General features: G+C 67.9%; 22 protein-coding genes. 6 read left to right on the top strand and 16 right to left on the bottom strand.

Annotated elements, in window-relative coordinates:
* Positions 1-25 precede the first annotated feature (25 nt).
* From ACZ7KI_RS19015 to ACZ7KI_RS19005, 3 genes are read right to left on the bottom strand one after another with little or no spacing between them, the layout of a single operon-like run.
* Positions 26-4531: a HAMP domain-containing protein gene (locus tag ACZ7KI_RS19015; protein ID WP_470274429.1), complete on the bottom strand. Its 4506-nt coding sequence runs from the start codon at positions 4529-4531 to the stop codon at positions 26-28.
* Between the two features lie 46 nt (positions 4532-4577).
* The gene (locus ACZ7KI_RS19010) at positions 4578-5651 is read right to left on the bottom strand and encodes a PAS domain-containing sensor histidine kinase (RefSeq protein WP_470274428.1); all 1074 of its coding nucleotides are present in this window, start codon (positions 5649-5651) and stop codon (positions 4578-4580) included.
* 38 nt (positions 5652-5689) lie between these two features.
* Entirely contained in the window at positions 5690-6370 is a 681-nt protein-coding gene (locus ACZ7KI_RS19005; RefSeq protein ID WP_470274427.1) for a response regulator, read from the bottom strand.
* A 226-nt stretch (positions 6371-6596) separates the two neighbouring features.
* On the opposite strand from ACZ7KI_RS19005, the gene ACZ7KI_RS19000 reads away from it, so the two are divergent.
* A complete protein-coding gene (locus tag ACZ7KI_RS19000; RefSeq protein WP_470274426.1) occupies positions 6597-6893 on the top strand; it encodes a hypothetical protein in 297 nt (98 codons plus the stop codon).
* A gap of 4 nt (positions 6894-6897) precedes the next feature.
* Here ACZ7KI_RS19000 and pspAB read toward each other — a convergent pair whose 3' ends face one another.
* The 7 genes from pspAB to ACZ7KI_RS18965 all read right to left on the bottom strand — a co-directional run bounded on the left by pspAB (position 6898) and on the right by ACZ7KI_RS18965 (position 12408).
* The gene (gene pspAB / locus ACZ7KI_RS18995) at positions 6898-7455 is read right to left on the bottom strand and encodes a PspA-associated protein PspAB (RefSeq protein ID WP_470274425.1); all 558 of its coding nucleotides are present in this window, start codon (positions 7453-7455) and stop codon (positions 6898-6900) included.
* 150 nt (positions 7456-7605) lie between these two features.
* Positions 7606-8331, bottom strand: coding sequence for a GAF and ANTAR domain-containing protein (locus ACZ7KI_RS18990; protein ID WP_470274424.1), 726 nt, complete (start codon positions 8329-8331; stop codon positions 7606-7608).
* Between the two features lie 158 nt (positions 8332-8489).
* Complete coding sequence (locus ACZ7KI_RS18985) at positions 8490-9347, bottom strand: spermidine synthase (RefSeq protein WP_470274423.1); 858 nt, start codon at positions 9345-9347, stop codon at positions 8490-8492.
* Positions 9347-9718, bottom strand: a complete 372-nt coding sequence (gene speD, locus ACZ7KI_RS18980) for an adenosylmethionine decarboxylase (protein ID WP_470274422.1) — start codon at positions 9716-9718, stop codon at positions 9347-9349. The genes ACZ7KI_RS18985 and speD overlap by 1 nt, the downstream gene beginning before the upstream one ends.
* Positions 9708-10850 (bottom strand): type III PLP-dependent enzyme, encoded by a 1143-nt coding sequence (locus ACZ7KI_RS18975; RefSeq protein ID WP_470274421.1) that lies wholly within the window; start codon positions 10848-10850, stop codon positions 9708-9710. Before ACZ7KI_RS18975 ends, speD begins: the two co-directional genes overlap by 11 nt.
* A gap of 45 nt (positions 10851-10895) precedes the next feature.
* Positions 10896-11084: a hypothetical protein gene (locus tag ACZ7KI_RS18970; protein ID WP_470274420.1), complete on the bottom strand. Its 189-nt coding sequence runs from the start codon at positions 11082-11084 to the stop codon at positions 10896-10898.
* Positions 11085-11223: 139 nt separating this feature from the next.
* Positions 11224-12408 carry an MFS transporter gene (locus ACZ7KI_RS18965; RefSeq protein WP_470274419.1) on the bottom strand — a complete coding sequence of 395 codons (1185 nt, stop codon included), beginning with the start codon at positions 12406-12408 and terminating at the stop codon, positions 11224-11226.
* A 93-nt stretch (positions 12409-12501) separates the two neighbouring features.
* On the opposite strand from ACZ7KI_RS18965, the gene ACZ7KI_RS18960 reads away from it, so the two are divergent.
* Both ACZ7KI_RS18960 and ACZ7KI_RS18955 read left to right on the top strand, forming a co-directional pair.
* Positions 12502-13005: an Lrp/AsnC family transcriptional regulator gene (locus ACZ7KI_RS18960; protein WP_470274418.1), complete on the top strand. Its 504-nt coding sequence runs from the start codon at positions 12502-12504 to the stop codon at positions 13003-13005.
* Between the two features lie 166 nt (positions 13006-13171).
* Entirely contained in the window at positions 13172-15553 is a 2382-nt protein-coding gene (locus ACZ7KI_RS18955; RefSeq protein WP_470274417.1) for an ATP-binding cassette domain-containing protein, read from the top strand.
* 15 nt (positions 15554-15568) lie between these two features.
* On the opposite strand, the gene ligD is transcribed toward ACZ7KI_RS18955, so the two are convergent.
* Together ligD and ACZ7KI_RS18945 are read right to left on the bottom strand one after the other, a co-directional pair.
* On the bottom strand, positions 15569-16501 hold the full coding sequence (ligD, locus tag ACZ7KI_RS18950; protein ID WP_470274416.1) for a non-homologous end-joining DNA ligase: 933 nt from the start codon (positions 16499-16501) through the stop codon (positions 15569-15571).
* A 42-nt stretch (positions 16502-16543) separates the two neighbouring features.
* Positions 16544-17668 (bottom strand): FAD-dependent oxidoreductase, encoded by a 1125-nt coding sequence (locus ACZ7KI_RS18945; protein ID WP_470274415.1) that lies wholly within the window; start codon positions 17666-17668, stop codon positions 16544-16546.
* An 82-nt stretch (positions 17669-17750) separates the two neighbouring features.
* Here ACZ7KI_RS18945 and ACZ7KI_RS18940 point away from each other — a divergent pair, with 82 nt between their 5' ends.
* Complete coding sequence (locus tag ACZ7KI_RS18940) at positions 17751-18446, top strand: TetR/AcrR family transcriptional regulator C-terminal domain-containing protein (RefSeq protein WP_470274414.1); 696 nt, start codon at positions 17751-17753, stop codon at positions 18444-18446.
* Positions 18447-18461: 15 nt separating this feature from the next.
* On the opposite strand, the gene ACZ7KI_RS18935 is transcribed toward ACZ7KI_RS18940, so the two are convergent.
* Both ACZ7KI_RS18935 and ACZ7KI_RS18930 read right to left on the bottom strand, forming a co-directional pair.
* Positions 18462-18779, bottom strand: a complete 318-nt coding sequence (locus tag ACZ7KI_RS18935) for a sporulation protein (protein ID WP_470274413.1) — start codon at positions 18777-18779, stop codon at positions 18462-18464.
* Between the two features lie 5 nt (positions 18780-18784).
* Entirely contained in the window at positions 18785-19444 is a 660-nt protein-coding gene (locus ACZ7KI_RS18930) for a GntR family transcriptional regulator (RefSeq protein WP_470274412.1), read from the bottom strand.
* A 102-nt stretch (positions 19445-19546) separates the two neighbouring features.
* Between ACZ7KI_RS18930 and ACZ7KI_RS18925 the strand changes: the two genes are divergently transcribed.
* Positions 19547-20347 carry a carbon-nitrogen hydrolase family protein gene (locus ACZ7KI_RS18925; RefSeq protein ID WP_470274411.1) on the top strand — a complete coding sequence of 267 codons (801 nt, stop codon included), beginning with the start codon at positions 19547-19549 and terminating at the stop codon, positions 20345-20347.
* Positions 20348-20479: 132 nt separating this feature from the next.
* Here ACZ7KI_RS18925 and ACZ7KI_RS18920 read toward each other — a convergent pair whose 3' ends face one another.
* Positions 20480-22801 carry a penicillin acylase family protein gene (locus ACZ7KI_RS18920; protein ID WP_470274410.1) on the bottom strand — a complete coding sequence of 774 codons (2322 nt, stop codon included), beginning with the start codon at positions 22799-22801 and terminating at the stop codon, positions 20480-20482.
* Positions 22802-22896: 95 nt separating this feature from the next.
* Complete coding sequence (locus ACZ7KI_RS18915) at positions 22897-23487, bottom strand: ArsR/SmtB family transcription factor (RefSeq protein WP_470274409.1); 591 nt, start codon at positions 23485-23487, stop codon at positions 22897-22899.
* A gap of 250 nt (positions 23488-23737) precedes the next feature.
* Here ACZ7KI_RS18915 and ACZ7KI_RS18910 point away from each other — a divergent pair, with 250 nt between their 5' ends.
* Entirely contained in the window at positions 23738-24937 is a 1200-nt protein-coding gene (locus tag ACZ7KI_RS18910; RefSeq protein WP_470274408.1) for a lytic transglycosylase domain-containing protein, read from the top strand.
* Positions 24938-24984 lie beyond the last annotated feature (47 nt).

Below are 24984 nucleotides of genomic sequence, written 5' to 3'. Positions count from 1 at the left end.
GGTCGAGTTGGTCGTGGTGGCGACCTCAGTCGGAAAGCCAGCGTTCCATGCAGGCCAGCAGTTCCGCCGCGTCCACGGGTTTGGTGACGTAGTCGCTCGCCCCTGTGGCGAGGCTCTTCTCGCGGTCACCCTCCATCGCCTTCGCGGTCACCGTGATGATCGGCAGGTCGGCGAACTTCGGCATCTCGCGGATCGCGGCCGTCGTCGCGTGGCCGTCCATCTCCGGCATCATCACGTCCATCAGGATGAGGTCGATGTCGTCGTCAGCCAGCAGTTCCTCGATGCCTTTGCGACCGTTGGGCGCGTGGACCACCGACAGTCCGTGCAGTTCGAGCATCCCGGAGATCGCGAAGACGTTGCGGGCGTCGTCGTCGACGAGGAGGACCTTGCGCCCTTGCAGTCGCCGAGGTCCCTCGGGCGGGTCCGCGGCACTCGCCGTCACCTCGGGGCGCACCGGGATCTCTTCGGGCTGGTGCATCAGCGGGAGGATGCCGTCGAGTTCGCTGGCCGAGATGTGCAGCATGATGCGTTCCCGCAGCATGTCGAGCGACGGCAGCAGTTCGACCGGATGCTGCCTCGCGTGGCCTTGCAGCAGCCGGTCATGCGCGGCGCTGAGCTTGCGGCTCGCGTGCGCCAGCACCGGAACCTTGACAGTGTCCGGTCCTTCGACAAGACGTTTGAGGAACGACAAGGCGCTCGTGCCCGGGATGCTGGTGTCGAGCACGACGCAGCGATAGCTGTTGCGTTTCAGTTCGTCGAACGCTTCGGCCGGGTCGGCCACGGCGCGCACCTGGACGGAGCCGTGGCTGTCCGCGAGATCGGCGGCGACCCCTCTGGCGAGCAGGGTCAGCAGACTGTTCTGCTCGCTTTCCACGACCAGGACGCGCCGCCCTGCCGCACCCATGTTGTCCACAGTGGACTCGACCGCGGGCACGGGCGCGGCGAACCGGGCCACCGGCAGGTAAAGGGTGAAGGTGCTGCCCGTGCCCAGCACACTGTCCGCCCGGATCTCGCCGCCGAGCAGGTAGGCGACCTCACGGCTGATCGACAGACCCAGTCCGGTACCGCCGTATTTGCGGCTGGTGGTGCCGTCAGCCTGCTGGAAGGCGCCGAAGATCGATTCGAGGTTCTCTTCGGCGATCCCGATCCCGGTGTCGATCACGCTGAACGCCACCAAGGACTCGTGCTCGTCGGACGGTGAGATCGGATCGACCAGTTTGACCCGCAGCTCGACGCTGCCGTCTTCGATGAACTTGACCGCGTTCGACAACAGGTTCCGCAGCACCTGCCGCAGCCGTTGCTCGTCGGTGAACAGGAGTTCCGGCACGTTGGGCTCGACCGTGACCTGGAAGTCGAGCCCCTTCTCCGCGGTCAGCGGGCGGAACGTCGTGCCGACGTAGTCGAGCAGCTGGCACAGCGGGAACGGCTCGTGGTGGATGTCCATTTTGCCCGCCTCGACCTTCGAAAGGTCGAGAATGTCGTTGATCAGCTGCAGCAGGTCGGTGCCGGCGGACTGGATCACCTTGGCGAACTCGACCTGTTTGGGCGTCAGGTTCTGGGTCGAGTTCTGTGACAGCACCCCGGCGAGGATCAGCAGGCTGGTCAACGGGGTCCGGAGTTCGTGCGACATGTTCGCCAGGAACTCGGACTTGTACTTCGACGCCAGCGCGAGCTGCTGCGCGCGCTCCTCGATCTCCTGCCGCGCCTGCTCGATTTCGAAGTTCTTGACCTCGATGTCGCGGTTCTGCCGGGCCAGCAGTTCGGCCTTCTCCTCCAGTTCCGCGTTGGACCGCTGGAGTTCCGCTTGCTGCGACTGGAGTTCTTCCGAACGGGCCTGCAGCTCCTCCGCCAGCCGCTGGGACTCCTCCAGCAGGGAGTCGGTCCGGGCGTTGGCGATGATCGTGTTGACGTTGACCCCGATGGTCTCCATCAGTTGTTCGAGGAAATCCTTGCGGACAGCGGTGAATTCGCCGAACGACGCCAGTTCGATGACGCCGAGCACCTGGTCCTCGAAGACGATCGGCAGCACGATCAGGGTGACCGGCGGAGCGGAACCGAGACTCGACGAGATCTTCACGAAACCCGGCGGCGTCCGGTCGACCACGATCGGCTTCTTGCTGTGCGCGGCCTGCCCGATCAGCGATTGGCCCATGGCGAACTGCGAGGGCACGTCCGGATCCTCGCTGTGCCCGTAGCTGGTGATCAGCCGCAGCCGGGTGCCGTTTTCGCCGGACTCCGTGAGGAAGAACGTCCCGTGCTGCGCGCCGACCAGCGGGGTCAGTTCGTTCATGATGAGCGTGGCGACCACCCGCAGGTCCCGATGGCCCTGCATCAGACCGGAAATCCGCGCCAGGTTGGTGTTGAGCCAGTCCTGTTCCTCGTTCGCCCGCGTCGTCTCGCGCAGCGACTGGACCATCGCGTTGATGTTGTCCTTCAGTTCCGCGACCTCGCCCTGCGCCTCGACGGAGATCGACCGGGTGAGGTCGCCGGTGGCCACCGCGCTGGTGACCTCGGCGATCGCCCGCACCTGGCGGGTGAGGTTCCCGGCCAATTCGTTGACGTTCTCGGTCAGCCGTTTCCAGGTGCCCGAAACGCCCTCGACCTCGGCCTGGCCGCCGAGCCGTCCCTCGCTGCCGACCTCGCGCGCGACCCGGGTGACCTCCGCGGCGAACGCGGAGAGCTGGTCGACCATCGTGTTGATGGTGGTCTTGAGCTCCAGGATCTCGCCACGGGCGTCGACGTCGATCTTGCGGGACAGGTCGCCCTGCGCCACCGCGGTGGTCACCTGGGCGATGTTGCGCACCTGGCCGGTGAGGTTGTTCGCCATCGAGTTGACGTTGTCGGTGAGGTCCTTCCAGGTTCCGGCGACGTTGGGCACGCGGGCCTGCCCGCCGAGGATGCCCTCGGTGCCGACCTCGCGCGCCACCCGGGTGACCTCGTCCGCGAACGCCGAGAGCGTGTCGACCATCGTGTTGATCGTCTGCGCGAGCGCGGCGACCTCGCCTTTGGCTTCGACGGTGATCTTCTGGGACAGATCCCCTCTGGCGACCGCGGTCGCGACCTGGGCGATGGAGCGGACCTGGTCGGTCAGGTTGTCGGCCATGACATTCACCGACTCGGTCAAACCCTTCCAAGTCCCCGACACACCCTTGACATCCGCCTGACCACCAAGCCGCCCTTCCGTACCCACCTCACGCGCGACCCGCGTGACCTCGTCGGCGAACGACGACAACTGGCCGACCATCGTGTTGATCGTGTCCTTGAGTTCCAGGATCTCGCCGCGCGCGTCGACGCGGATCTTCTGCGACAGGTCGCCTTTCGCCACCGCGGTGGTGACTTCGGCGATGGAGCGGACCTGGTCGGTCAGGTTGTCGGCCATGACATTCACCGACTCGGTCAAACCCTTCCAAGTCCCCGACACACCCTTCACGTCCGCTTGGCCACCAAGCCGTCCCTCGGTGCCCACCTCACGCGCCACGCGCGTGACCTCGTCGGCGAACGAGGAAAGCTGATCCACCATCGTGTTGATCGTGTTCTTCAGCTCGAGAATCTCACCCCGCGCGTCGACCGTGATCTTCTGCGACAGATCACCCTTCGCCACCGCGGTCGCGACCTGCGCGATGGACCGCACCTGCGCGGTGAGATTGCCCGCCATGAAGTTCACCGACGTCGTCAGATCCCGCCAAGTCCCGGCCACACCGGGAACCTGCGCCTGCCCACCGAGGGCGCCCTCGGTGCCGACCTCACGCGCCACGCGCGTGACCTCGTCGGCGAACGAGGAAAGCTGATCCACCATCGTGTTGATCGTGTTCTTCAGCTCGAGAATCTCACCCCGCGCGTCGACCGTGATCTTCTGCGACAAGTCACCCTTCGCCACGGCGGTGGTCACTTCGGCGATCGACCGCACCTGGTCGGTGAGGTTGCCGGCCATGAAGTTCACCGACGTCGTCAAGTCCCGCCAAGTCCCGGCCACACCGGGAACTTCCGCCTGTCCGCCCAGCCGTCCTTCGCTGCCCACCTCGCGCGCGACCCGCGTGACCTCGTCGGCGAACGACGACAACTGATCCACCATCGTGTTGATCGTGTTCTTCAGCTCCAGCATCTCGCCTTTGACGTCGACGGTGATCTTCTGGGACAGATCACCTTTCGCCACCGCCGTCGCGACCTCGGCGATGTCGCGGACCTGGCCGGTCAGATTGCCCGCCATCGCGTTCACCGAATCGGTGAGGTCCTTCCAGGTACCCGAAACCGAAGGCACCGCCGCCTGCCCGCCGAGTTTGCCGTCGGTTCCCACCTCGCGCGCGACCCGGGTGACCTCGGAGGTGAACAGCGCCAGCTGGTCGACCATCCCGTTGAAGACGACCGCCATCTCGTCCATCAGGACATCGTCCACTTGGGGCAGCCGCGTGCTGAAATCGCCGTCGCGAACGGCTTTCAGTCCCTTCAACAGCCGCTGCAGCCCTTCGTCGTTGAGCCCACCGCCCGCTCGGGCCGTGTCACGCGACATCCGCTTGTTCCCCGGCTCCGGCATCGCGGTGTCTCCTTCGTCCAGGGTTCCCCGGGTCCCGGGGGAACCGTCATCGCCGTGCCGGTCCGGAACCGGTCAGCGGAATCCAGCAGACCACCCAGGTGCCCTCCCCCGGTCTGCTGGTCACCCGGAACCATCCTTGCGCCGCCTCCGCACGCTCACGCATCGATGCCATTCCGATGTGTTCACCCGACAACACTTCCGGGGAACCTTCGGCGCCAGGCTTCATCCCGTCGCCGTTGTCGGCGACCTTCACCAGCAGTCCGCCGTCCTGTCCGGTCAGGGTGACCTCGACGAGGGTGGCGTTCGCGTGCTTCCGCACGTTGACCAACGCCTCCTGCAGGATCCGGAAGACGGTGACGACGAGTTCGGGTGGCGGCTTGCCGGTGAAATCGTGCCGCAGCGTGTAGTCCAGCCCCCAGCCGCGGACGACCTCGTCGAGGTAGTCACGGATCGAGCCGACCAGATCATCGTCGTTCAGCGCGGGCGGCCGCAATTGGGCGACCAAGATCCGCAACCGCCGGACCGCGCCTTGGATCGCTTCGTCGAGTTGCATCAATGCGGAATCGCGGCGCTGTGCGGCGAGCATCTGCAGACGCATGCTCACCGCGATCATCGACTGGATGGAATCGTCGTGAACATCCCACGCGATACGACGTCTTTCGGTTTCTTGCGCTCGCACCAAATGCGCGAACGCCTGCTGCCGCCCCCTTCTTTCCTCTTGCACTTTCCGCTGTTCGCTGAGATCCCGGGTCACCTTGCCGAAACCGACCAAGGTCCCCATGTGGTCGCGTACCGCGGTGAGCACGGTATTGGCCCAGAAGCGTTTCCCTCCTCGGCGGACCCGCCAGCTCTCGTCCTCGTGGCTGCCCATCTCGGCGGCGATCAGCAGTTCCGCGGTCGGCCTTCCCTCGGCGATGTCCTCCTCGGTGTAGAAAACGGAGAAATGGCGGCCGAGGATCTCCTCCTCGGAATATCCCTTGATCCGTTCGGCGCCTTGGTTCCAGGTGATCACCTTGCCGTCGACGTCCAGCATGTAAATGGCGTAGTCGACGACGCTGTGCACGAACAGCTCGAACAGCACAGCATTGCGATTATCGGGCGCCGATTCCGATGACGGCATGGCCATAGTGCAGCTTGGCACTCAGGCGCGTCCCGGCGCTACGGCCGTTCGAGGAGGCCGTTCCTGCGCGCGTGCGCCACGGCTTCGAGTTTCGAATGGGTTCCGGTCTTCACCAGTATCCGCTGCACGTGATTCCGCACGGTGTTCCGCGCGAGCCTCAGCTCCTCGGCGATCCGATCGGTTCCCGCCCCGTCGGCGATCAGGCCGAGCACCTGCCGCTCCCGCAACGACAACACCGGCCCGAGTGCGCCCGAACTCCCGGCCAGCATGGCCAAGGCCCCGCTGAGCAGTTCCGGATCGATGATGACGTCACCCGCCGCGACGGTGCGGATCGCCGTGATCAGCTCGTCGAGCAACCCGGATTTCAGCAACAGCCCGGCACCGCCGACTTCGAGGATCCTGGCGGCGATGGCGCTGTTCGCGTCGCCGGTCAGCACGAGCACGCGGCTCGACGGCGAAACCGCGCGAAGCCTCGCGATCGCCTCGATCCCGTCGCCGTCCGGCAGCCGCCTGTCGAGCAGGACGATATCGGGCAGATAGCGTTCCGCCGCGATCATCCCGTGCGCGAGGGATTCCACCGAAGCCACCAGCTGGATCTCCGGGAATTCCTCGAAGGCGGCACCGAGTGCCTCGGCCACCATCTTGTGGTCTTCGACGAGCAGCACCCGGATCGGAGCCGCCGCCGGGGTTCCGGGCTGCGGTGAGGTCGGGTTCGGCATGCACCTTCTCCGTCGATCGAGGTCTCGCCGGCGGACATTGTTCCACCGACTTCCACCGTCCAGGCGTTTCGAAGCCAACCCGTGACACGCCGTACCCGTTCGGCGACCGACTGGGGTCTTTGTGCCCTCGATGGCACTACCTTCGGCGGTGACCTGAGCACCCCGCGATACCGCATCGTCGAAGGTGGCAATCACCGGACCGCCGACGGGAAAGGGTGACCGGGACGTGACCACGAGGATCTGCGAGACCCGCCGCCGTCCCGGCACGCGCGCCGGCGCCACCCGGACACTGGTCTCCGCCGAACTCGAAAGGTTGCCGCGCGTATCGGCGAAACCCGAGACACACGCCTCTCTGCTCGACGACGTCATGACCGTCATCGAGCAGGCTGAGGGTGCCGCCCCGGCCACGAACGACCCCGCGCGGCTCCGGCACCGGTACCACTTCCCGCGTTGGAACCCACGGGACCGGCGCGTTCAGCGGCTGCGCGGCTGGCTCAGCGGTGCCCCCCGGCTGACCGGGTGATCGGTCAGACCGGGCGCCATCGGCCGATATCGGCCTCCATCGGCACGATCCGGGTCAATGACGAACGCACCTTCAGTTCCATCGCCCGGTCCCGGCCGCGGGTCCCGCGCGGGGCATAGGGGTAGAAGGTGCCGCGCTCGCGGCGGAAGACCATGGTGAGCTGGGGATGGCGCATATCCCGCAACTCCGCGAAATCGACCGTCGTGTGCAGGAGCCAGGACGCGAAGCCCGCCTGCGCCAGCCGGTCGTTGACGTCCACGAGGTCGCCGAGAAGCCAGCCCAGATCCCCGTTCTCCCGCCAGCAGCGCACGATCGTCCTCCCGTGCGCGTCGTGGATGATCACGTTGCGGCGAACGGAATCCCCGGCGAGACCGGCGACGATCTCCGCCTCCGTCCCGTCGCCAGGACGACCCTCCGCGACGAAGCAGACCGTCCCCGTCCCGGTCGGCGCGAGTCCGTAGCCCGCCTGCAACGTCAAAGCGGCCGCCCTCAGCTCCAGCAACGGAAGCAGGCTCGGCCGTACCGAGCGGCTCCTCCCCAGAATGCTTCCCAGTAGCGCCATGGCATTCACGCATCCTCTCTTCTGCGTGAAGCCTTCACGCTTCCGTCCCGGCACTGTAGGGCCGCACGGTCGCGTGTTCCCCCGGCACAAGTCATCGGTTCCGGTGACCAACGACCCTACCGGCAACTGCCGGACGCGGATCGGCAGTTGTCAAGAACGGCGCGATCGAAGGAACGCCTCGCTGTCCAGCGAACCGTCGACGACATCGCGTGCCACGTCCGCCAGCTTCCGGTTCGAGCCTCGGGCGAAGGCGCGCATGCGCTGAAAAGCCTTGCCGACACTGACCCCGGCGCGCTCGGCGAGCACTCCCTTCGCCTGCTCGATGACGATCCGGCTGTCGAGCGCCGTCTGCAACTGCGCCGAAAGCGTCCGGTAGTTGCGCAGTTCCCGTTGCTGGAGCAGGCACACGGTCGCGACGTCGGCGAGCGCCTGTCCCAGCCGACGATCCTCGGCACTCAAAACGACGGTTTCGGTATTCAGAAACGTGACCGCACCGAGGGTTTCCTCCATCGCGCGCAACGGAAGCGCGGAAACCGCAACATGGCCCAGTCCGGCCATTCTGGCGACGTAACCCGGCCACCGTGACTTTTCGGCGGAGAGGTCTTCGACCACGACGTCGTTCCCGGTTTCGAACGATTCGAGGGCGGGGCCTTCTTCGACCGCCGTGGAATGCCGCTCGGCTTCCAGCCCCGGCAGGAAAACCTCCATCGAATCGATCGGCAGCAGGCGCACGCATTCGCTGGACAGGATGTCCACCAGCCGCTCCGGCCCCGGATCCTCCACGACGCTCGCGGCCAAACTCACGAACGCCGCGCAGACCGAGGATTCCCTGGTCAGCCCGGCGGTGAGCTCGGCGTCCCCGCCCATGAACGCCATCACCGATCCCGGAAGTGCGTTCGCGCCCCCGCGCGCCAGATAGTCACCCGAGCGATTCTGGCCCGCATGGCCGCACCCGGCAACGACCAGATGGAGGATCCTGCGGAAGGATGCCCGAGCAGCACGAAGTCCGTGCGATCGCGGCGCGAAGGTTCGCGTTACCGGCGCAAGGAAATCGGCGGCACCGTATTCGCCCGCAACGCGTATTCGTCCATAGTGGACTCCTCGATTCCCGCCTTGCCGATCTTCTCCGCGACGAAGGCGCCCGGATCGTCGAGCTCGTCGGCCCGGCCGCTGAGGAACGCCCACTCGTGCTCGTCCGAGCCGTAGTAGAGGACGGTTCCGAACGACTCGGTGAACCGGCGCCAGGACGAGATCAGCGTCTGATTGCGCCACAGCGTCGGGCAGCCCGCCTGGCAGCCGACCACTCCCCCGGCGGCGAGCAGTGCCGTGCACCTGGCCAGGAAATCGGTTCCGTACAACCGGTTGTGCTGCGCCTCCGGATCGTCGTTCTCGTCCGGCAGGTCGATGACGACCACGTCGTAGGAGTCGCCGCGCTCACGTGCTTCGGCGAGGAACTCCCAGCCGTCGCGATAGTGCACGCGGATCTTCCCGTCGCCGCGCTCGGCACGGGCGAGGTCGTCGAGCGTGTAGCCGTAGGGAAGATGCTCGGCACAGGCCCGCACCGCCTCCGCGTCGATGTCGACGTGATCGACCACCTCGGCACCCGCGGCGACCGCGAGTTCCGAGGCGACCCCTTCGCTGGAGCCGATGATCAACACCCGCTCGACCCGTTCGGCGAGCAGCAGCGACGGGATCATCAGCGCCTCGTGGTAGACGAGCTGGCTCAGCTCGGTACTCTGCCGTTCGTCGTCGCAGAACAGGGAGACCCCCTGCGCCGTCCGTCCGATGAGGACGTTCTGGAAGGCGGTACGACCCTCGAACAGCACCTCGTCGACGTCCCAGTGCCGGGTGAGTCCCGGTCCCATCGGTTCGGCGATCCGCCGCTGCGCCATCAGTTCTCTCCTCGTTCCACAGTGGACATCCGGACGGTGCCGGCACCGAGCAGCTTCGCCAGCAGGGCGACGGCTCGCTCCGGATCGGCCCGGTCCCCGCAGGTGAACACGTCCACGAACACCGAGCCGATCTCCGGATAGGTGTGCACGGACGCGTGCGACTCGGCCAGCAGCGCGAGCACGGTGACCCCTTGCGGCGCGAAAGAATGCGACACGACTTCGCACACCGTCGCCCCCGCTTCCGTCACGGCGTCCGCGAGGGTCGTCTTGAGCAACACGGGATCATCGAGGAGCGAAGGCTCGATCCCCTCGAACTCCGCGAGGACGTGGCGGCCGGCGAACCGGCCGACGAGTGGCATTTCACCCGGCATCGGCGAACCTCCCCACACCATAGGTACGCAACGGTTCGATTCCGTTGAAAGCGATGGACGAGTAGCTGGCGGTGTACGCACCGGTGCCCGGGATGTCCAGCCGGTCGCCCGCCTTCAACGCCAGTGGCAGTGCGCACGGCGTCCGCTGGTAGAGCACGTCGTCACCATCGCAGGTCGGCCCCGCCAGTACCACCGGTCCTTCCGGACCTTTGACGCCGACGGGCTCCAGCCGATACGCGACGGCTTCGTTCTCGCACTCGGCCATCCCGTTGTACCTGCCGACGTCGAGGTAGACCCAGCGGCGTTCGTCGGTGGCGGCACGGGTGGTCACCAGAACGACTTCGGTCCGGATGAGCCCGGCGTCGGCGACGATCACGCGGCCCGGCTCGAGCATCAGTTCCGGCCCCGGCAGATGCTGCTGGACGGCGGCATGGATCACGGCCGCGTAGCCGGCCAGAGAAGGCACGGGCTCCCGGTGCTCGGTGGCGAAACCTCCGCCGATGTTGAGCCGTGCCAGGCCGACGCCCGCCTCGGCGGCGACCTTGGCCGCGGTCGCGATCCCGATCTCCCATGCCGCCGGATCCGGTTGCTGTGACCCGACGTGGAACGCGATTCCCGGCCTCAGCCCGGCTTCCACGGCCCGGCGAAGCAACGCGGCCGCCACGGCGGGCTCACAGCCGAACTTGTGGCCGAACGGCGTGACCGAGTCGGGGCCGCCGGTCAGCAGGCGGATCGAGACCAGCGAACCGGGCGCGTGCTCGGCGAGGTTCGCCAGATCCCCGGCGGAGTCCGTGGTGAATTCACGAACTCCGCGCGCATACGCGTAGGAGATGTCCGACGGCTTCTTGATCGTGTTGCCATAGGCCAGTTCCGCCGCGTCCGCGCCGCGGGACAGGCACAGGTCGATCTCGCCCGTGCCCGCGACGTCGAACCCCGCTCCCACCGACCGCACCGCGTCGAGCACCCCGGGAGCGGGATTGGCTTTGACCGCGTAGCGGATCAGCGCGTCCGGGAACGCCGCCGAGACCGCGGCCGTCCGCTCCGCGACCAGGTCGGTGTCCACGACCAGGCACGGTGTCGGCGGCTCGCGATCCGCCAGGAAGGCGCGGATCCGGTTCAGGCTTTCGGTCACGCGCCCCAGGGTGTCAAAGGCCCATGGGCGGCGCGGAACCCGGGGTCACGCCCGGGTGTCGTCCGAGGCCTGCTCAGGCAGGTCCACCCCGTGCTCGGCGGCCAAGCGCTCCAGGTTGGCCAGATCGGCGCCGACGGCCGACGCGCGATCCTCGTCCGATTCCCGCCTGGCGATCCGGACGTCCTCCCTCGCCTGCCGTACCCGGTCCCGCAGATTCACCGCGAACTCGCTCATCGTGCACCCCCGATCTCCCGCACCTCGTCCGTCTTCACCCTAGGACCCTCCGAATTCATGGCCGACGTGATCTGCGTCATCACGGGCTCGTTCGTGGTCGAAGTGAAGAAGTATGACGGCGCCGCCATGGTTTCGCAGATCAGGGGAGCCCGGCTTTTTCAACCGGGGCGGCCGCGCTCACCCGGCGGCCGATCACCGCGAGCGGGGCGAGGGCGCAGAGTCCGCCCGCGATGGCGACCAGAACGTATCCACCCAGGCCGAACAGATGCCCGGCGAGCAGGCTCGCCGCCGCGGAGGTCCCCCATACGAAGGCGTCGACCGTGCCCTGCGCCCGTGCCCGTTGAGCGGGCGGGAGATCACGGCTGAGCATGCTGCTGCCGCCGACGAACACGAGGTTCCAGCCGTAGCCGAGCAGGAACATCGCGACCGGGATTCCCACGTGATGCGAGTCGGGGCCGCCGATCGCGGTGACCGCCGCGACGGTGAGCGTGCCGATGCCACCGAAGATCGTCACGCGGCCACCCCAGCGATCGGCGATCCAGCCGGACAACGGCGCCAGCGCGAACATCCCGACCAGATGGGCGCTCAGCACCCAGCCGACGACGTCCAGGCCCTGACCGTGCTGGTGCAGCTGGACCGGCGTCATCGTCATCACCGCGACCATCGCCAGCTGCGCACCGACCATCGCCACGAGCGGACCGAGGATCAGGGGGTTCCGCACGGACATCCGTTCCCGCCTCGGTACTCCTTCCGGCGGAGCGGCGAGACCGCGCGGCAGGGTGGCGACGGCGACCACCGCGATGGCCACGACGATCGCCCCGGCCGCGAGCGGACCGGACAGGGCAGGCAGTTCGGCGGCTTCCGCCCGCGCCGCGGCCGGCGCGATCAACGCCGGACCGGCCACCGCGCCGACCGTTCCCGCCCAGACCATTGTGGACAGTGCGAAACCCTTGCGGTGTTCGGGAGACAGGTCGGCGGCCGTGTAGCGCGAAAGCTGAGCCCCGCTGTTGCCGAAGCCGATCAAGGGCATCCCCGCCACCAGCGCGAGCACGGACCCGCCGAGCACACCCGCGAACGAGATCAGCGCGCCGGCCACCGCGGCGCCGTACATCAGCACCAGGACCAGTCGCCTGCCGTAGCGGGCGGCCAGCGTTCCCGACGACAGCGACCCCGCGGCGGAACCGAGTACCAGTACGGCGTTCGGGAGCCCGCTCCACGCGGCACCGGCGTGCTCGACCACGATCAACGCCGCCGTGGTGGACAGGCCGACGACCGCGGTGCTGAGGCAGGCGACGCCCATGAAGAGCGCGAACATCGGTTTCATGATTCAAACCTAAGGAATCCGGGCGTTCCGGCGAATAGGCTCACGAAGGCCTTCCGGGGCTGCGAGGCCCATCATGAAAGGAATCCTGGCGCGATGACCTTACGATCGGAAAGACCGCTGGACGAGCTCGACTGGCGGCTCGTCGAGACGCTCCAGAGCGACGGGCGGCTCTCGTTCAAGGAACTGGGACGCCGGGTCAACCTCTCCGCGCCGGCGGTCGCCGAGCGGGTCCGGCGGCTGGAGGAGACGGGCGTGATCACCGGGTATCGCGCACAGATCGACGCGCGCCGCACCGGGTACGACCTGCAGGCGTTCGTCGAAATGCGCTGCTCGCTCGGCAGTTGCCTGCTGCGCACCAGCAAATCGGAGGACTATCCCGAGGTGGTCGAGCTGCACCGGCTCAGCGGTGACCGCTGCACCATGCTGAAGGTGCGGGCCGTGTCGCTCGAACATCTCGAGGGCCTCTTCGAACGGCTCGGCAAGCACGGTGAGCTGCGGTCGTCGGTGGTGCTGTCGACGCAGTTCGAAGGCAGGCCGGTCGGACCACCGGTCGAGGACTATCTGAAGGCGACGAAGAGCGAGGGCTGGAGCGTCTGAACCCCGATCAGGAATCGAGAAGCGCCGGAGGCCGCGGCTCACCTAGCGTGAGCATCGTCGCGGACACCCCCGCACGGACAACGAGGATGAACGGCTCGACCTGGTTAGATCGAGCCCGGTGAGGCTGACGGACCGTACACGCGGCCCACATGAGGATGGAGAAACGATGCGCAAGACCACCAGGCCGCAGCCGCCCGAGCAGCATCCCGCCGACACCCACGACCTGATCCGTGTCCTGGGCGCGCGCGAGAACAATCTCAAGGACGTCGCCGTCGAGCTGCCGAAGAGACGGCTGACGGTGTTCACCGGCGTTTCCGGCTCGGGCAAGAGCTCACTGGTCTTCGACACCATCGCGGCCGAGTCGCAACGGCTGATCAACGAGACCTACAGCACCTTCGTGCAGGGTTTCATGCCGACGCTGGCCCGGCCCGAGGTCGACGTGCTCGACGGCCTGACCACCGCGATCATCGTCGACCAGCAGCGGATGGGCTCCGACCCCCGCTCCACCGTCGGCACCGCCACCGACGCCCACGCGATGCTGCGCATCCTCTTCAGCCGGATCGGGAAGCCGCACATCGGCTCACCGCAGGCGTTCTCCTTCAACGTCGCCTCGATCAGCGGGGCGGGCGCCGTGACCGTCGAGAAGGGCGGGCGGACCACGAAGGAACGCCGCGAATTCAGCATCACCGGCGGCATGTGCTCGCGCTGCGAAGGGCGGGGCACGGTCAACGACATCGACCTCACCGCGCTGTACGACGAGAACAAATCCCTCAACGAGGGCGCGCTGTCGATCCCCGGTTACTCGATGGAGGGCTGGTTCGGCCGCATCCTCCGCGGCTGCGGCTTCTTCGACCCCGACAAGCCGATCAAGAAATACACCAAGAGGCAGCTGAACGACCTGCTCTACAAGGAGCCGGTCAAGCTCAAGATCGAGGGCATCAACCTGACCTATTCGGGTCTCATCCCCTCGATCCAGAAGTCGTTCCTGGCCAAGGACCGCGAGGCGATGCAGCCGCATATCCGCGCGTTCGTCGACCGGGCGGTCACCTTCACCATCTGCCCCGAATGCGACGGGACCCGGCTGAGCGAGACCGCGCGGTCGTCGAAGATCAAGCGGATCAACATCGCCGACGCCTGCTCGATGCAGATCAGCGACCTCGCCGAGTGGGTCCGAGGGCTGAAGGAGCCGTCGGTGGCTCCGCTGCTGGAGAAGCTGCTGCACACTCTCGACTCCTTCGTGGAGATCGGGCTCGGCTACCTCTCGCTCGACCGGCCGTCCGGCACGCTGTCGGGTGGCGAGGCACAGCGCACCAAGATGATCCGCCACCTCGGCTCTTCCCTCACCGACGTCACCTACGTCTTCGACGAGCCGACCATCGGCCTGCACCCGCATGACATCCAGCGGATGAACAACCTGCTCAAGCAGCTGCGCGACAAGGGCAACACGGTGCTGGTCGTCGAGCACAAGCCGGAGACGATCGCCATCGCCGACCACGTCGTCGACCTCGGCCCCGGCGCGGGCACGGCCGGCGGATCGATCTGCTTCGAGGGCACCGTCGACGGCCTGCGCGCCAGCGACACCATCACCGGCCGCCACCTCGACGACCGGGCCGCGCTCAAGGACAGCGTCCGCAAGCCCAGCGGCAAACTGGAGATCCGCGGCGCGGACCGCCACAACCTCCAGAACGTCGACGTCGACGTCCCGCTCGGCGTCCTCTGCGTCGTCACCGGGGTGGCGGGCTCCGGCAAGAGCTCGCTGATCCACGGATCGATCCCCGCCGACGGCGTGATTTTCGTCGACCAGACGCCCATCCGCGGCTCGCGGCGGAGCAATCCGGCCACCTACACCAGCCTGCTCGAACCGATCCGGAAGGCATTCGCCAAGGCCAACGGCGTGAAGCCGGCGCTGTTCAGCGCCAACTCCGAGGGCGCCTGCCCGAATTGCAACGGTGCCGGCGTCATCTACACCGACCTCGGCATCATGGCGGGCACCGCGACCACCTGCGAGGAGTGCGACGGCAAACGGTTCCAGGCCTCGGTGCTGGAGTACACCTTCGGCGGCAAGAACATCAGCGAGGTCCTCGCGATGCCGGTGTCCGATGCCGAGGAGTTCTGCGGCGAGGGCGACGGGCGAGTCCCGGCCGCGCACGCCATCCTCAGCAGGCTCAACGACGTCGGGCTCGGCTACCTCAGCCTCGGCCAGCCGCTCACCACGCTTTCCGGCGGGGAACGGCAGCGGCTGAAGCTCGCGACGCACCTGGGCGACAAGGGCGGCGTCTACGTCCTCGACGAGCCCACCACCGGTCTGCACCTCGCCGACGTCGAGAACCTGCTCGGCCTGCTGGACCGGCTCGTCGACTCCGGCAAGTCCGTGATCGTGATCGAGCACCACCAGGCCGTCATGGCGCACGCCGACTGGATCATCGACCTCGGCCCCGGCGCCGGTCACGACGGCGGCAAGATCGTCTTCGAGGGCACTCCCGCCGACCTCGTCGCGACCGGTTCGACCCTCACCGGCGAGCACCTGGCGGCCTACGTCGGCAAGTGACCCCTGGCCCCGCGTTTAGTCCTCTAAATGCGGGTCGCGGTCGGCCCACTCGAGAAGGGCGTCGAGCGAGTACGCCGTGTCGTCGATGCCCGCGTGCAGGTCGCCGAGTTCGGCGAAGCGCGCGGGCACGGTGGCGATGGTGAATTCGGTCGGCTCGACGTCGTCGATCTCGTCCCAGCCGATCGGCGTCGAGACGACGGCTTCGGGTACGCCGCGGACCGAGTAGGCGCTGGCGATGGTGTGGTCGCGCGCGTTCTGGTTGTAGTCGACGAACAGTTTCGAAGGATCGCGATCCTTGCGCCACCAGGTGGTGGTGACCTCGTCCGGCATCCGGCGCTCGACCTCGCGCGCGAAGGCGTGCGCGGCCCGGCGGACCTCCTGGAAGCCCCACCTCGGTTCGATCCGGACGTAAACGTGCAGGCCGTGGCCGCCGGAGGTCTTCGGCCATCCGGTGATGCCGAGTTCGTCCAGGAGCTCGCGGACGGTGTGGGCGACCTTCCGCACGGTGGAGAACGGGCAGTCGGGCATCGGGTCGAGGTCGATCCGCCACTCGTCGGGACGTTCGGTGTCGGCCCGGCGGGAGTTCCAGGGGTGAAACTCGACGGTCGACATCTGCACTGCCCAGATCACGTCGGCGGGGTGCGTGACGCACAGTTCGTAGGCGTGCCTCCCGGAGGGGAAGTCGACGCGGACGGTCTGCAGCCAGTCCGGGGCACCGTTCGGGACGCGTTTCTGGTGGACCTTCTCCCCCGAGACCCCGGACGGGAACCGGTGCAGCATGCACGGCCGCTCCCGCAGCGCGCGCACGATCCCGTCGCCGACCGCGAGGTAGTACCGGACGAGGTCGAGCTTGGTTTCACCCCGCGCCGGGAAGTAGACCCGATCCGGGTTCGAGACGCGCACCGTCCGGTCGCCGACCTCGATCTCCACCGCCGAGCTTTTCGCCATGAGGGGAAACTAGCCCGGATCCGGCTGTCCGGCCCACCCGGATCATTCGCTTCCGACGAACATCTCGACCAGGCTCCACGGAAGCTTCTCGCGGAACTCGCGTTCCCGCAGGACCGCGGTCTCGCCTTCGACTTCGACACTCCGGACGAACATGGCTTCCTCGTATTCGGCGATCCCGGCCTCGACGTCGCCGGGATGCGCGGCGAGCGCCTTGGCCAGTTCGGCGCCGTCGAGCATGGCGAGGTTCGCTCCTTCGCCGTTGGGGGCGGCGAGGTGGGCGGCGTCGCCGACCAGCGTCACCCCCGGCACCCGGTCCCAGCGGAGCCCGGAAGGGAGGGCGTAATGCGGACGATGGACCGGTGCGGTGTCGGTCTCGGTGATCAGCGCGGTGAGTTCCGGTGCCCAGCCGTCGAACTCCCGCACGATCCGCGCGGTGGCCGCGGCCGGGTCGGCGAAATCGATGGCCGCGAACCAGTCCAGCGTCTCGTTGAGCACGACGTAGGTGTGCAAGGTGTCGCCGCTTTCCCGGTGCGCGTGGATCTCCCTCTCCGGTGCCGGTGCTATCAGCGCCCCACCGCCGACCGCCTTCGCGGCGGCCTGATGCCGGGTGTCGGCGTCGTACAGATAGGTCTCGACGAACGACGTACCGGCGTACTTGGGTGAGGCGTCGGTGAGCAAAGGCCGTACTCGCGACCAGGCGCCATCCGCGCCGACCAGCACGTCTCCCTCGGCGGTGGTGCCGTCGGCGAAGGTCACCTCGTGGCCACCTCCGTCGAGCCGCCGGACGCCGGTGACCTTGTGGCCCCAGCGGACGGTGCCTTCCGGGAGGGAACCGAGCAGCATCCGCCGCAGGTCGGCGCGCTGTACCTCGGGGCGGCCGCCTGTCCCGTCGTCGGCCTGCTCGAACAGGACCGTCCCGTCCGGGGCGAGGACCCGCATCGCTTCGCGGCCCTCCAACACGAGGCCGCGGAACTCCTCCATCAGGCCTGCCGCCTGGATGGCGAGCTGCCCGTTGTAGTCGTGGATGTCGAGCATCCCGCCCTGTGCGCGGTCCTCCGGCGAACCCTCTGCCTCGTAGACCACCCCCGGAATGCCGTGTACGTGCAGGACACGGGCCAGGGTGAGCCCGCTGAGCCCAGCGCCGACGATCGTGACGGTCGACTGCATGACACCTCTTCTGGAATGACGTTCCATGATGGAATTTCGTTCCATAGTGGAACGGTGCTCCAGCCGTGTCAAGATGGACGGCATGGCCACACGGACAAGCCGGACACCGCGGCGCACGGAGGCGCTCTCCCGCGAGCGCATCGTCGAGGCCGCCGTCGCACTGCTCGACGCGGACGGCGAGAACGGGCTGACCTTCCGGACACTGACCGAACGCCTCGCCACCGGGCCGGGAGCGATCTACTGGCATGTGGCGAACAAGGCCGAACTGCTCGACGCCGCGACCGACTCCGTCATCACGGACGTCTTGGCCATCGAGCACGACGAGGCATCGGACACGCCTCAGGACGAGATCCGCACCATCGCACTCGGCCTGTTCGACGCGATCGCGGCACACCCGTGGCTTTCCGCGCAACTCGCCGTTCAGCTTTCCCGCAGCCCTTGGGGCTCGGTGACGCCGCGGATCTTCGAAAGCTTCGGACAACGGGTCGCCGCGCTCGGCGTACCCGAAGCCACCTGGTTCACGGCGGCCTCGGCGCTCACGCACTACGTCTTCGGCGCCGCCGGCCAGAACGCCGCGAACGCCCGCGCACTCGGGCCCGGAGTGGACCGGGCCGAATTCCTCCACGCCGCGGCGACGGCGTGGGAAGAACTCGACTCCGGCGAATACCCGTTCATGAAGTCCATCGCCGACCAGGTGCGCGAGCACGACGACCGGGAGCAGTTCCTCACCGGGGTCGATCTCATTCTCACCGGCATCACCGCCCCGAACCGGGCATGAGCGGACCGCCGGGCGTCAAGCTTTCCGGCGCCGGGCCTTATGGATCGTCGCGACCATGATCGCGAAAACCGCCCCAAGGAAGGTCACGTCCACCGCGGGCACCCAGCGCACGTCGCCACCCTTGAGCACGTACGCGCCGACAGGCCGCGCGGCCAGGATGAAGCCGCCGCCCTCGCCTTCCTTGTCCTGTTCGGTGCCGTGCCCGCCGCCACCACCGCCGATGACGCTCGCGGCGGGGATCACCACCACCCCGTCGCGCTCCACCGGTTCGCCGTAGACGCGGCGGACGGTGAGGTTGTCGCGCAGGACGCCGGCGACCTTCTCGAGTCCCATCGCGGTCAGCCTTCCTGCGGCAGAACCGACATGACTTCGGACACCGGGCGCAGATGCTCTTCCAGCAGCCGTGACGCTTCCTTCGCGTCATGGGCGTTCAAGGCAGCGACCAATTCCCGGTGTTCTTCGTTGATCACCGTCAGCCTCTCCGGCCGAGCCTCCAGCGCGCGGACCGTGACGCGTTGCTGCCGCGAGCGGAGGGTGTCGTACAGCTCGGTCAGGACGGAGTTGCCCGCGGCGTTCACGATGGCGCGATGAAAGCGGCGGTCGAAGCCCGAAACGGCGAACCAGTCGCGTTCGTTCCCGGCGTTCACCATCGCTTCGATGAGTTCCGGCAATTCGGCGGGCGCTCCGGCCCGGTTCGCGCAGAGCGCCGCGATCGCGTGGCCTTCGATCAGCCGCCTGCTCTGATAGACCTCTTCCAGTTCGCGTGCGGTGACCGTGCGCACCTGGGCACCCTTGCGCGGCAAGAGACTGATGAACCGTTCGGCGGCCAGCCGGTGGAACGCCTCGCGCACCGGGGTCCGCGAAACGCCGATCTCTCCGGAAACCCACATTTCGTCGAGGAAGCGGCCGCCTTCCAGCTCACCCGAGATGATCCCGTCGCGCAGCCATGTGTAGACCCGCTCGCGTGCCGGGCCGCCTCCTTCGGCGGTCACAGTCATCTCGTCCCCCTCCAAGCCGTCACTTTCCGCGACGGAGCCTACACCTGGACCACTCAAGTATCCATCATGTACACAAGAGTTCCACTTATCGGAAGGGTCCCCATGGTGCACGTCGCGGTGGCGCAGTTCGCGCCCGGCAACGACAAACAGGCCAATCTCGCCCGCATCGCCTCCCTCGTCGGTGAAGCGGCCGACCGCGGGGCGCGAGTGGTCGTACTGCCCGAGTACTCGCTGTTCACCGTACCGACGATGAGCCGGGAATTCGTGACCTCGGCCGAAGAACTCGACGGCCCGTTCGTCACCGAACTCCGAGGCCTCGCGAAGGACCGGCAGATCACCGTCGTCGCGGGCATCAACGAAGCGCTCCCCGAGGGTGAGCGGATCTCGAACACACTCGTCGCGGCCGGTCCCGACGGGGCGATCGCCGCGCTCTACCGCAAACTGCACCTGTACGACGCCTTCGGTTTCCGCGAGTCGGAACTGGTGCGGCCCGGCGACATCGAAGCGCCGGAGACCTTCGGGGCCGACGGCTTCGTCTTCGGTCTGCAGACCTGTTACGACCTGCGCTTCCCGGAGGTCACCCGGCGGCTGGTCGACGCGGGCGCGGACGCGGTACTGCTTCCGGCGGAATGGATGCCGGGGCCGCTCAAGGAGGACCACTGGACCACCTTGGTCCGGGCGCGGGCGATCGAGAACACGATCTATCTGGTCGCGGCGGGGCAGGCGGCGCCGACCGGGTCGGGACACAGCATGATCGTCGACCCGATGGGCGTCGTGCTCGCCTCCGTCGGTGAGCGCACGGGGACCGCCGCCGCCGAGCTTTCGGCCGACCGGGTTTCCGAAGTCCGCGCCAAGAACCCGGCACTGGAACTGCGCCGGTTCGCCGTCACCCCGAAGTCCTGAGTATCTTCTCCAGCCGGGAGTCCGTTCGTGAAGACACGCCCTCGGGCGTGGTGACGCGGCTTCCGTTCGCCTGGGTGCCGGGTGGCCGCCCGGCACCCAGGCTCACTGCTCACGGCACGAGCAACGTGGCGGTCATCGCCTGCTCACACGGACCACCTCGAGCGACGGCGACGCGAGGATGTCCTTCTCGCAGTACCGTTCGGTGACCCACTGCTTGCGCGAGTACAGCTCCGTCTGGTCGCGGTGATGCGCGGACTTCGGATTCGCGGACTGGGAGTAGGTCAGCAACGTCGTCGTGTCCGGGCAGCCGGTGCCGTTGAAGGCCACCACGTGCAGATACGTTCCGCCGTGCACGACGTCGGCGTAACCGTGTGCCGGATCCCATGGCCCGCCCAAGGAGTCGTAGACGCCACGCCCGGCCGTCCCACCGCCCAGCGGGATCTTCTTGCCGCCGCGCACCACATAGTGGTTGTCGCCGTACGGCGCGTCGAGCGGGATCTTCGCCGCGGTCAACTCGGCGACCGCGTCGGTGAGGGCCTTCCGGATCGCGGCGTTCCCGGTGTCGAGGGTGTTCGGCGTGTGGACAGGATCCTTGACGTCGAAGGGCACCTTCCAGATACCGGGCCCCAACCGGGCCACCGCGGACCAGAACCGGTCGAACAGCAACGCGCCCCTGCTCCCGGTGTCCGAACGCCCGTCCCAGCCAGCCAAAGCGGCGCAAGCCGCGTCCATTCCCGGCATCGCGGCGCACATCCCGACGACGTCGGCCCGCACGAGTTCGGCCGCGTGGTCGCGGTGCGAGAACATCAGGTCTCGCATCGCCTGCCCGGTGAAGCCGCCCTTCCGCAACTGGTCGGCGATAGCGACGAAGCCGCCCCGTGTCCGCAGGTTCTGCTCGGAGCGGACCGGCCCCACGATCCGCGCGTAGCCGGTCTTCGGCTCGGCAGGATTGAAGAGCCAGTAACTGTCGTTCGAGTTCGCCAGGTAGTCGTCCCGGCTCAGGTTCGGCAGGCTGGACGGGCCGAAGACGCCGGGCCGCACCGCGTCACGGTCGCTGCCCCACGCACAGGACGTCTTGGCACCGTCGAGCACGGCGACCCCGTTGGCGCCGAACAGTTCCTTGCCCAACGGGGTGTTGCAGCGCGCCGCCTTCTCGTCGGTGACGTGAGGGACCCCGTGGATCTGGCTGTACTCCACGCCGCCGCGATCGTCGGTGGCGAGGATGTTCATCCACGGCAGCCCCTGCGTCTTACGGACCGCGTCGATCATCTCCCCCGCCGTCCGGCCGCGGGCGATCTCGAACATCGAGTTCGTCATCCCGAGGTTCCCGGCGTTGGCGTCGGCGATCGCGAACGCGCTCGAAGCCGTCCACGGCAGTTCCCGTTGCCCGACCCGGGTCGTCACCGGGCCGTATCTTGTCGTCCACTGTGGACGCGTGACCCGCTCCAGGGTCCCGTCCGCTTTGCGCGCCAGGACACTCACGTCCTTGCGCCGCATCGGCTCGGGCTTCCCGTCGACCAGGTAGGTGGTCGGCGAGCCGGGCACGAGCTTCAGCTCGAACAGCGTGTAGGTGCGGGTCTTGTCGGTGGCCGTACCGCTCCAGGCGGCGGTCTCGTTGTGTCCCAGCCACATCAACGGAATCCCGGGGATGCCCGCGCCACTGACGTTGAGCTTGCCCGGCAGGCTCAGCTGCGACTGCCACAGCCTGGTCCCGCTCAGCTGCCACGGCAGATGCGGATTTGCCAGCGAGACCCCGCGTCCGTTCGCCGACGCGGCCGAACCGATCGCGATGGCGTTACTGCCGATCCCGGACTCCCCGAGCATCTGCTCGGTACCGCCGCCCGGCGGCCGCGCGCCCGGCAGCGACGCGGTGATCGAATCCGCCACCCCGCCCTGGCCGAAGATCATCCCGACCGCGTGACCGTGCCGGTGGACGTCGAGTTCGGTGATCGGCTTCAGCCAGCCCGCGCCCCGGCAGGCCGGATCGGTGATCTCGCCGTCGCGCAGGTACTTGTTGACGCCCTCGACGTAACCGCGGATCAGCTCGCGGACCTCGCGGTACGGACCGCGCGGCGCCGGCTCGGTCAGCATCCGCTCGACGGCACCGCTCTCGTTGAGCCCCTGGAAATACAGATCGCTGGCAAGGTTCGTACTCGCCTGGCTCACGCCGCTCGTCGGCGCCGCGTCCGGGCCGAGCCAGCGGGACCGCCCGGCCCGGGTGGTGAGCGCGACGCCCGCGATCGAGCAGATGTTGTCCTTGGCCGCGGCGTAGCCTTGCCCGAAGCCCAGGTTCACGTAATCGTTCGCGACGATATGCGGGATGCCGTACTCGGTGTAGCGGATGGTGGCATCCGCGCGGGATACTCCGTCCGGCGGCTGCGCGGCCGTCGCGGTCCCCGCCGTGAGCAGGCTCATCACGGCACCGACGGCCGCGATTCTCTTCCAGAGCAGCATGCTGCTCCCCCTTGTCTGTGAAGTCGTTCGTGAAGACACGCCGTCCGGCGTGGTGACGCGATCCCGGCGGTCGAGTGGCCGCTCTCCCACCGGCTTCAGTTCCCCTTCTCCCCTTCCTCCCACACTTCCCCGTCCGGATCCGGAAACGCCGTCCAGCGGACGAAGACCTTCCGCGTGTCCGCGCCGGGCTCCACCCGCCGGTAGCGGTGCAGCAGCTCCAGGTACTCCTCCCAGAACTGCTTGAGCTCTTCGATGTTCACGTGCACCGCGCCGCGAGAGAACACCAGGCCATCGCCCCATTCGCCCAGCTCGTCGCGGCGTTCGAGGAAACGCGCCATCTGTTCGAGGTCTTCGGTGAACGCGGCACGCTGCGCCTCGTCGAACACCGCGCGCATCTCTTCGCTCTGCTCGCTGTGTCGTGGCCAGCGGATGTCCCGCGACCTGGCGCGCCACCAGCGTTCCTTGCCGTGCGCGAGTTCCGGTGCCTCCTCGACGAAGTTGTACTTCGCCAGTTCCCGCAGGTGATAGCTGGTGGCGCCCGAGCTCTCCCCCAGTTCCTTCGCCAGCTTCGTCGCTGTCGCGGGACCCCGGCCCAGCGACTCCATGATCCGTCTGCGCAACGGATGCATCACCGCCTTCAGCACGGCGGGGTCGGTGATCTCTTCGGGTGGCGGCGGACCGGTCATGACACCAAGGTAACCATGCAAAGAAGATTGTGCAAAGGCGTCTTTGCACACGGTTCAGACCAGTCCCACAGGGCGGCCGAGGATTCTGCTGGCGTTTCGGTGAACTCAGCGTGAAATTGACAACTTCACTACGAAGGTCTTGTGCCGGGCGGACGAAATCCCGCCGGGCTCGCAGGTTTTTCGTTGTGTCTTCCCCGAAATTCGGTTGTATCGGATAGTTTTGCGCGGAGTCGACCTAGCGGGAGAGAACATGCCGAAGCACCGCCCTCGACAGCCGGACAGGTTGTCCGCCCGGCACCGGACGGCCTTCGCGCTCGCCGGTGGCGCGCTCGCCGTCCTGCCCGCGGTCACTGCGTCGGCCGGTCCCGACACCCCGATCGCGGCGGCGAAGGAACCCGCGCCGCAGAATCAGGCGACGCCCTGGCAGCCGCCGGCGGGCATCGTCCCGGAGATCGCGGTCGACGGCAGCCTCCCCGAGCCGCCCAACCCGGATCCGCTGACCGTCCCCGGCGGCACCGGCAACGTCGGCGGCTCGTTCGCGCCGTCGGGTGCGCTCGGCATCCCCGCCAGCATGATGAAGGCCTACCGCAACGCGGCGGACATCCTCGCGAAGGAACTGCCGGGCTGTCACATCGACTGGGCGCTCATCGCCAGCATCGGCCGGATCGAGTCCAACCACGCGCGCGGCGGCTACGTCGACGCCAAGGGCAACACCCTCGAACCGATCCTCGGCCCGCAGCTCAACGGCGCCGGTCCGTTCGCGGCCATCCCGGACACCGACGGCGGCAAGTACGACGGCGACGCGGTCTGGGATCGCGCCGTCGGCCCGACGCAGTTCATCCCGTCCACGTGGAAGGGCTACGCCTCCGACGGCAACGGCGACGGCGAGTCGAACCCGAACAACATCTACGACGCGACCCTGGGTTCGGGCCGGTACCTCTGCTCCGGCGGAGTCGATCTGACGTCCGAGCAGACCCAACGGGTCGCCGTGTACCGCTACAACCACTCGCTGTCCTATGTGGACACCGTGATCCGGTGGGCGGTCGCCTATCGCGGCGGTGTCGCCACGTTCCCGGACAGCCAGGTCCCCGTCGGCGCCCCCGACTCCCAGGACGTCGCCGCCGGCACGCCCGGCGGGCAGGTCCCGGTGCCGACGCTGCCCGGCGCTCCCCCGCCCGGCACGACCACGCCGCCGCCGACCGCGCCGCCCGGCTCGTCGCTCCCGCCGAGCAGCAGTGCGCCGTCGAGCAGCACATCGCCGTCGAAGCCGAGCAGCACGCCGCCTTCGTCGACACCGCCCTCGTCGAACCCGCCCTCTTCGACACCGCCTTCGAGCACCCCGCCGTCGTCGACGCCTCCGCCGTCCAGCACCACGCCGCCGCCTTCCTCCACCCCGGCGGGCAACACCGGCGACGCGACGCCGACCAGCTCCGCTTCGCCCACGCCGTAACGCCCGCATTCAGTCCTCTGAATGCGGGGTTCACTGACCGGAATGTC

The organism is Amycolatopsis sp. NPDC039088, assembly GCF_055598845.1.
Note: the sequence above shows the minus strand (reverse complement) of the source record. Positions and strands in the feature narration are given on the sequence as shown.

Coding starts and splice junctions, on each gene's coding strand:
- ACZ7KI_RS19015 (WP_470274429.1), bottom strand. CDS start 4,531: ATGCCGGAGCCGGGGAACAAGCGGATGTCGCGTGACACGGCCCGAGCG.
- ACZ7KI_RS19010 (WP_470274428.1), bottom strand. CDS start 5,651: ATGCCGTCATCGGAATCGGCGCCCGATAATCGCAATGCTGTGCTGTTC.
- speD (WP_470274422.1), bottom strand. CDS start 9,718: ATGCCGGGTGAAATGCCACTCGTCGGCCGGTTCGCCGGCCGCCACGTC.
- ACZ7KI_RS18985 (WP_470274423.1), bottom strand. CDS start 9,347: ATGGCGCAGCGGCGGATCGCCGAACCGATGGGACCGGGACTCACCCGG.
- ACZ7KI_RS18920 (WP_470274410.1), bottom strand. CDS start 22,801: ATGCTGCTCTGGAAGAGAATCGCGGCCGTCGGTGCCGTGATGAGCCTG.
- ACZ7KI_RS19005 (WP_470274427.1), bottom strand. CDS start 6,370: ATGCCGAACCCGACCTCACCGCAGCCCGGAACCCCGGCGGCGGCTCCG.
- ACZ7KI_RS18925 (WP_470274411.1), top strand. CDS start 19,547: ATGGTGCACGTCGCGGTGGCGCAGTTCGCGCCCGGCAACGACAAACAG.
- pspAB (WP_470274425.1), bottom strand. CDS start 7,455: ATGGCGCTACTGGGAAGCATTCTGGGGAGGAGCCGCTCGGTACGGCCG.
- ACZ7KI_RS18965 (WP_470274419.1), bottom strand. CDS start 12,408: ATGAAACCGATGTTCGCGCTCTTCATGGGCGTCGCCTGCCTCAGCACC.
- ACZ7KI_RS18990 (WP_470274424.1), bottom strand. CDS start 8,331: ATGGCGTTCATGGGCGGGGACGCCGAGCTCACCGCCGGGCTGACCAGG.
- ACZ7KI_RS18945 (WP_470274415.1), bottom strand. CDS start 17,668: ATGCAGTCGACCGTCACGATCGTCGGCGCTGGGCTCAGCGGGCTCACC.
- ACZ7KI_RS18930 (WP_470274412.1), bottom strand. CDS start 19,444: ATGACTGTGACCGCCGAAGGAGGCGGCCCGGCACGCGAGCGGGTCTAC.
- ACZ7KI_RS18960 (WP_470274418.1), top strand. CDS start 12,502: ATGACCTTACGATCGGAAAGACCGCTGGACGAGCTCGACTGGCGGCTC.
- ACZ7KI_RS18955 (WP_470274417.1), top strand. CDS start 13,172: ATGCGCAAGACCACCAGGCCGCAGCCGCCCGAGCAGCATCCCGCCGAC.
- ACZ7KI_RS18915 (WP_470274409.1), bottom strand. CDS start 23,487: ATGACCGGTCCGCCGCCACCCGAAGAGATCACCGACCCCGCCGTGCTG.
- ACZ7KI_RS18910 (WP_470274408.1), top strand. CDS start 23,738: ATGCCGAAGCACCGCCCTCGACAGCCGGACAGGTTGTCCGCCCGGCAC.
- ACZ7KI_RS18970 (WP_470274420.1), bottom strand. CDS start 11,084: ATGAGCGAGTTCGCGGTGAATCTGCGGGACCGGGTACGGCAGGCGAGG.
- ACZ7KI_RS18935 (WP_470274413.1), bottom strand. CDS start 18,779: ATGGGACTCGAGAAGGTCGCCGGCGTCCTGCGCGACAACCTCACCGTC.
- ligD (WP_470274416.1), bottom strand. CDS start 16,501: ATGGCGAAAAGCTCGGCGGTGGAGATCGAGGTCGGCGACCGGACGGTG.
- ACZ7KI_RS18940 (WP_470274414.1), top strand. CDS start 17,751: ATGGCCACACGGACAAGCCGGACACCGCGGCGCACGGAGGCGCTCTCC.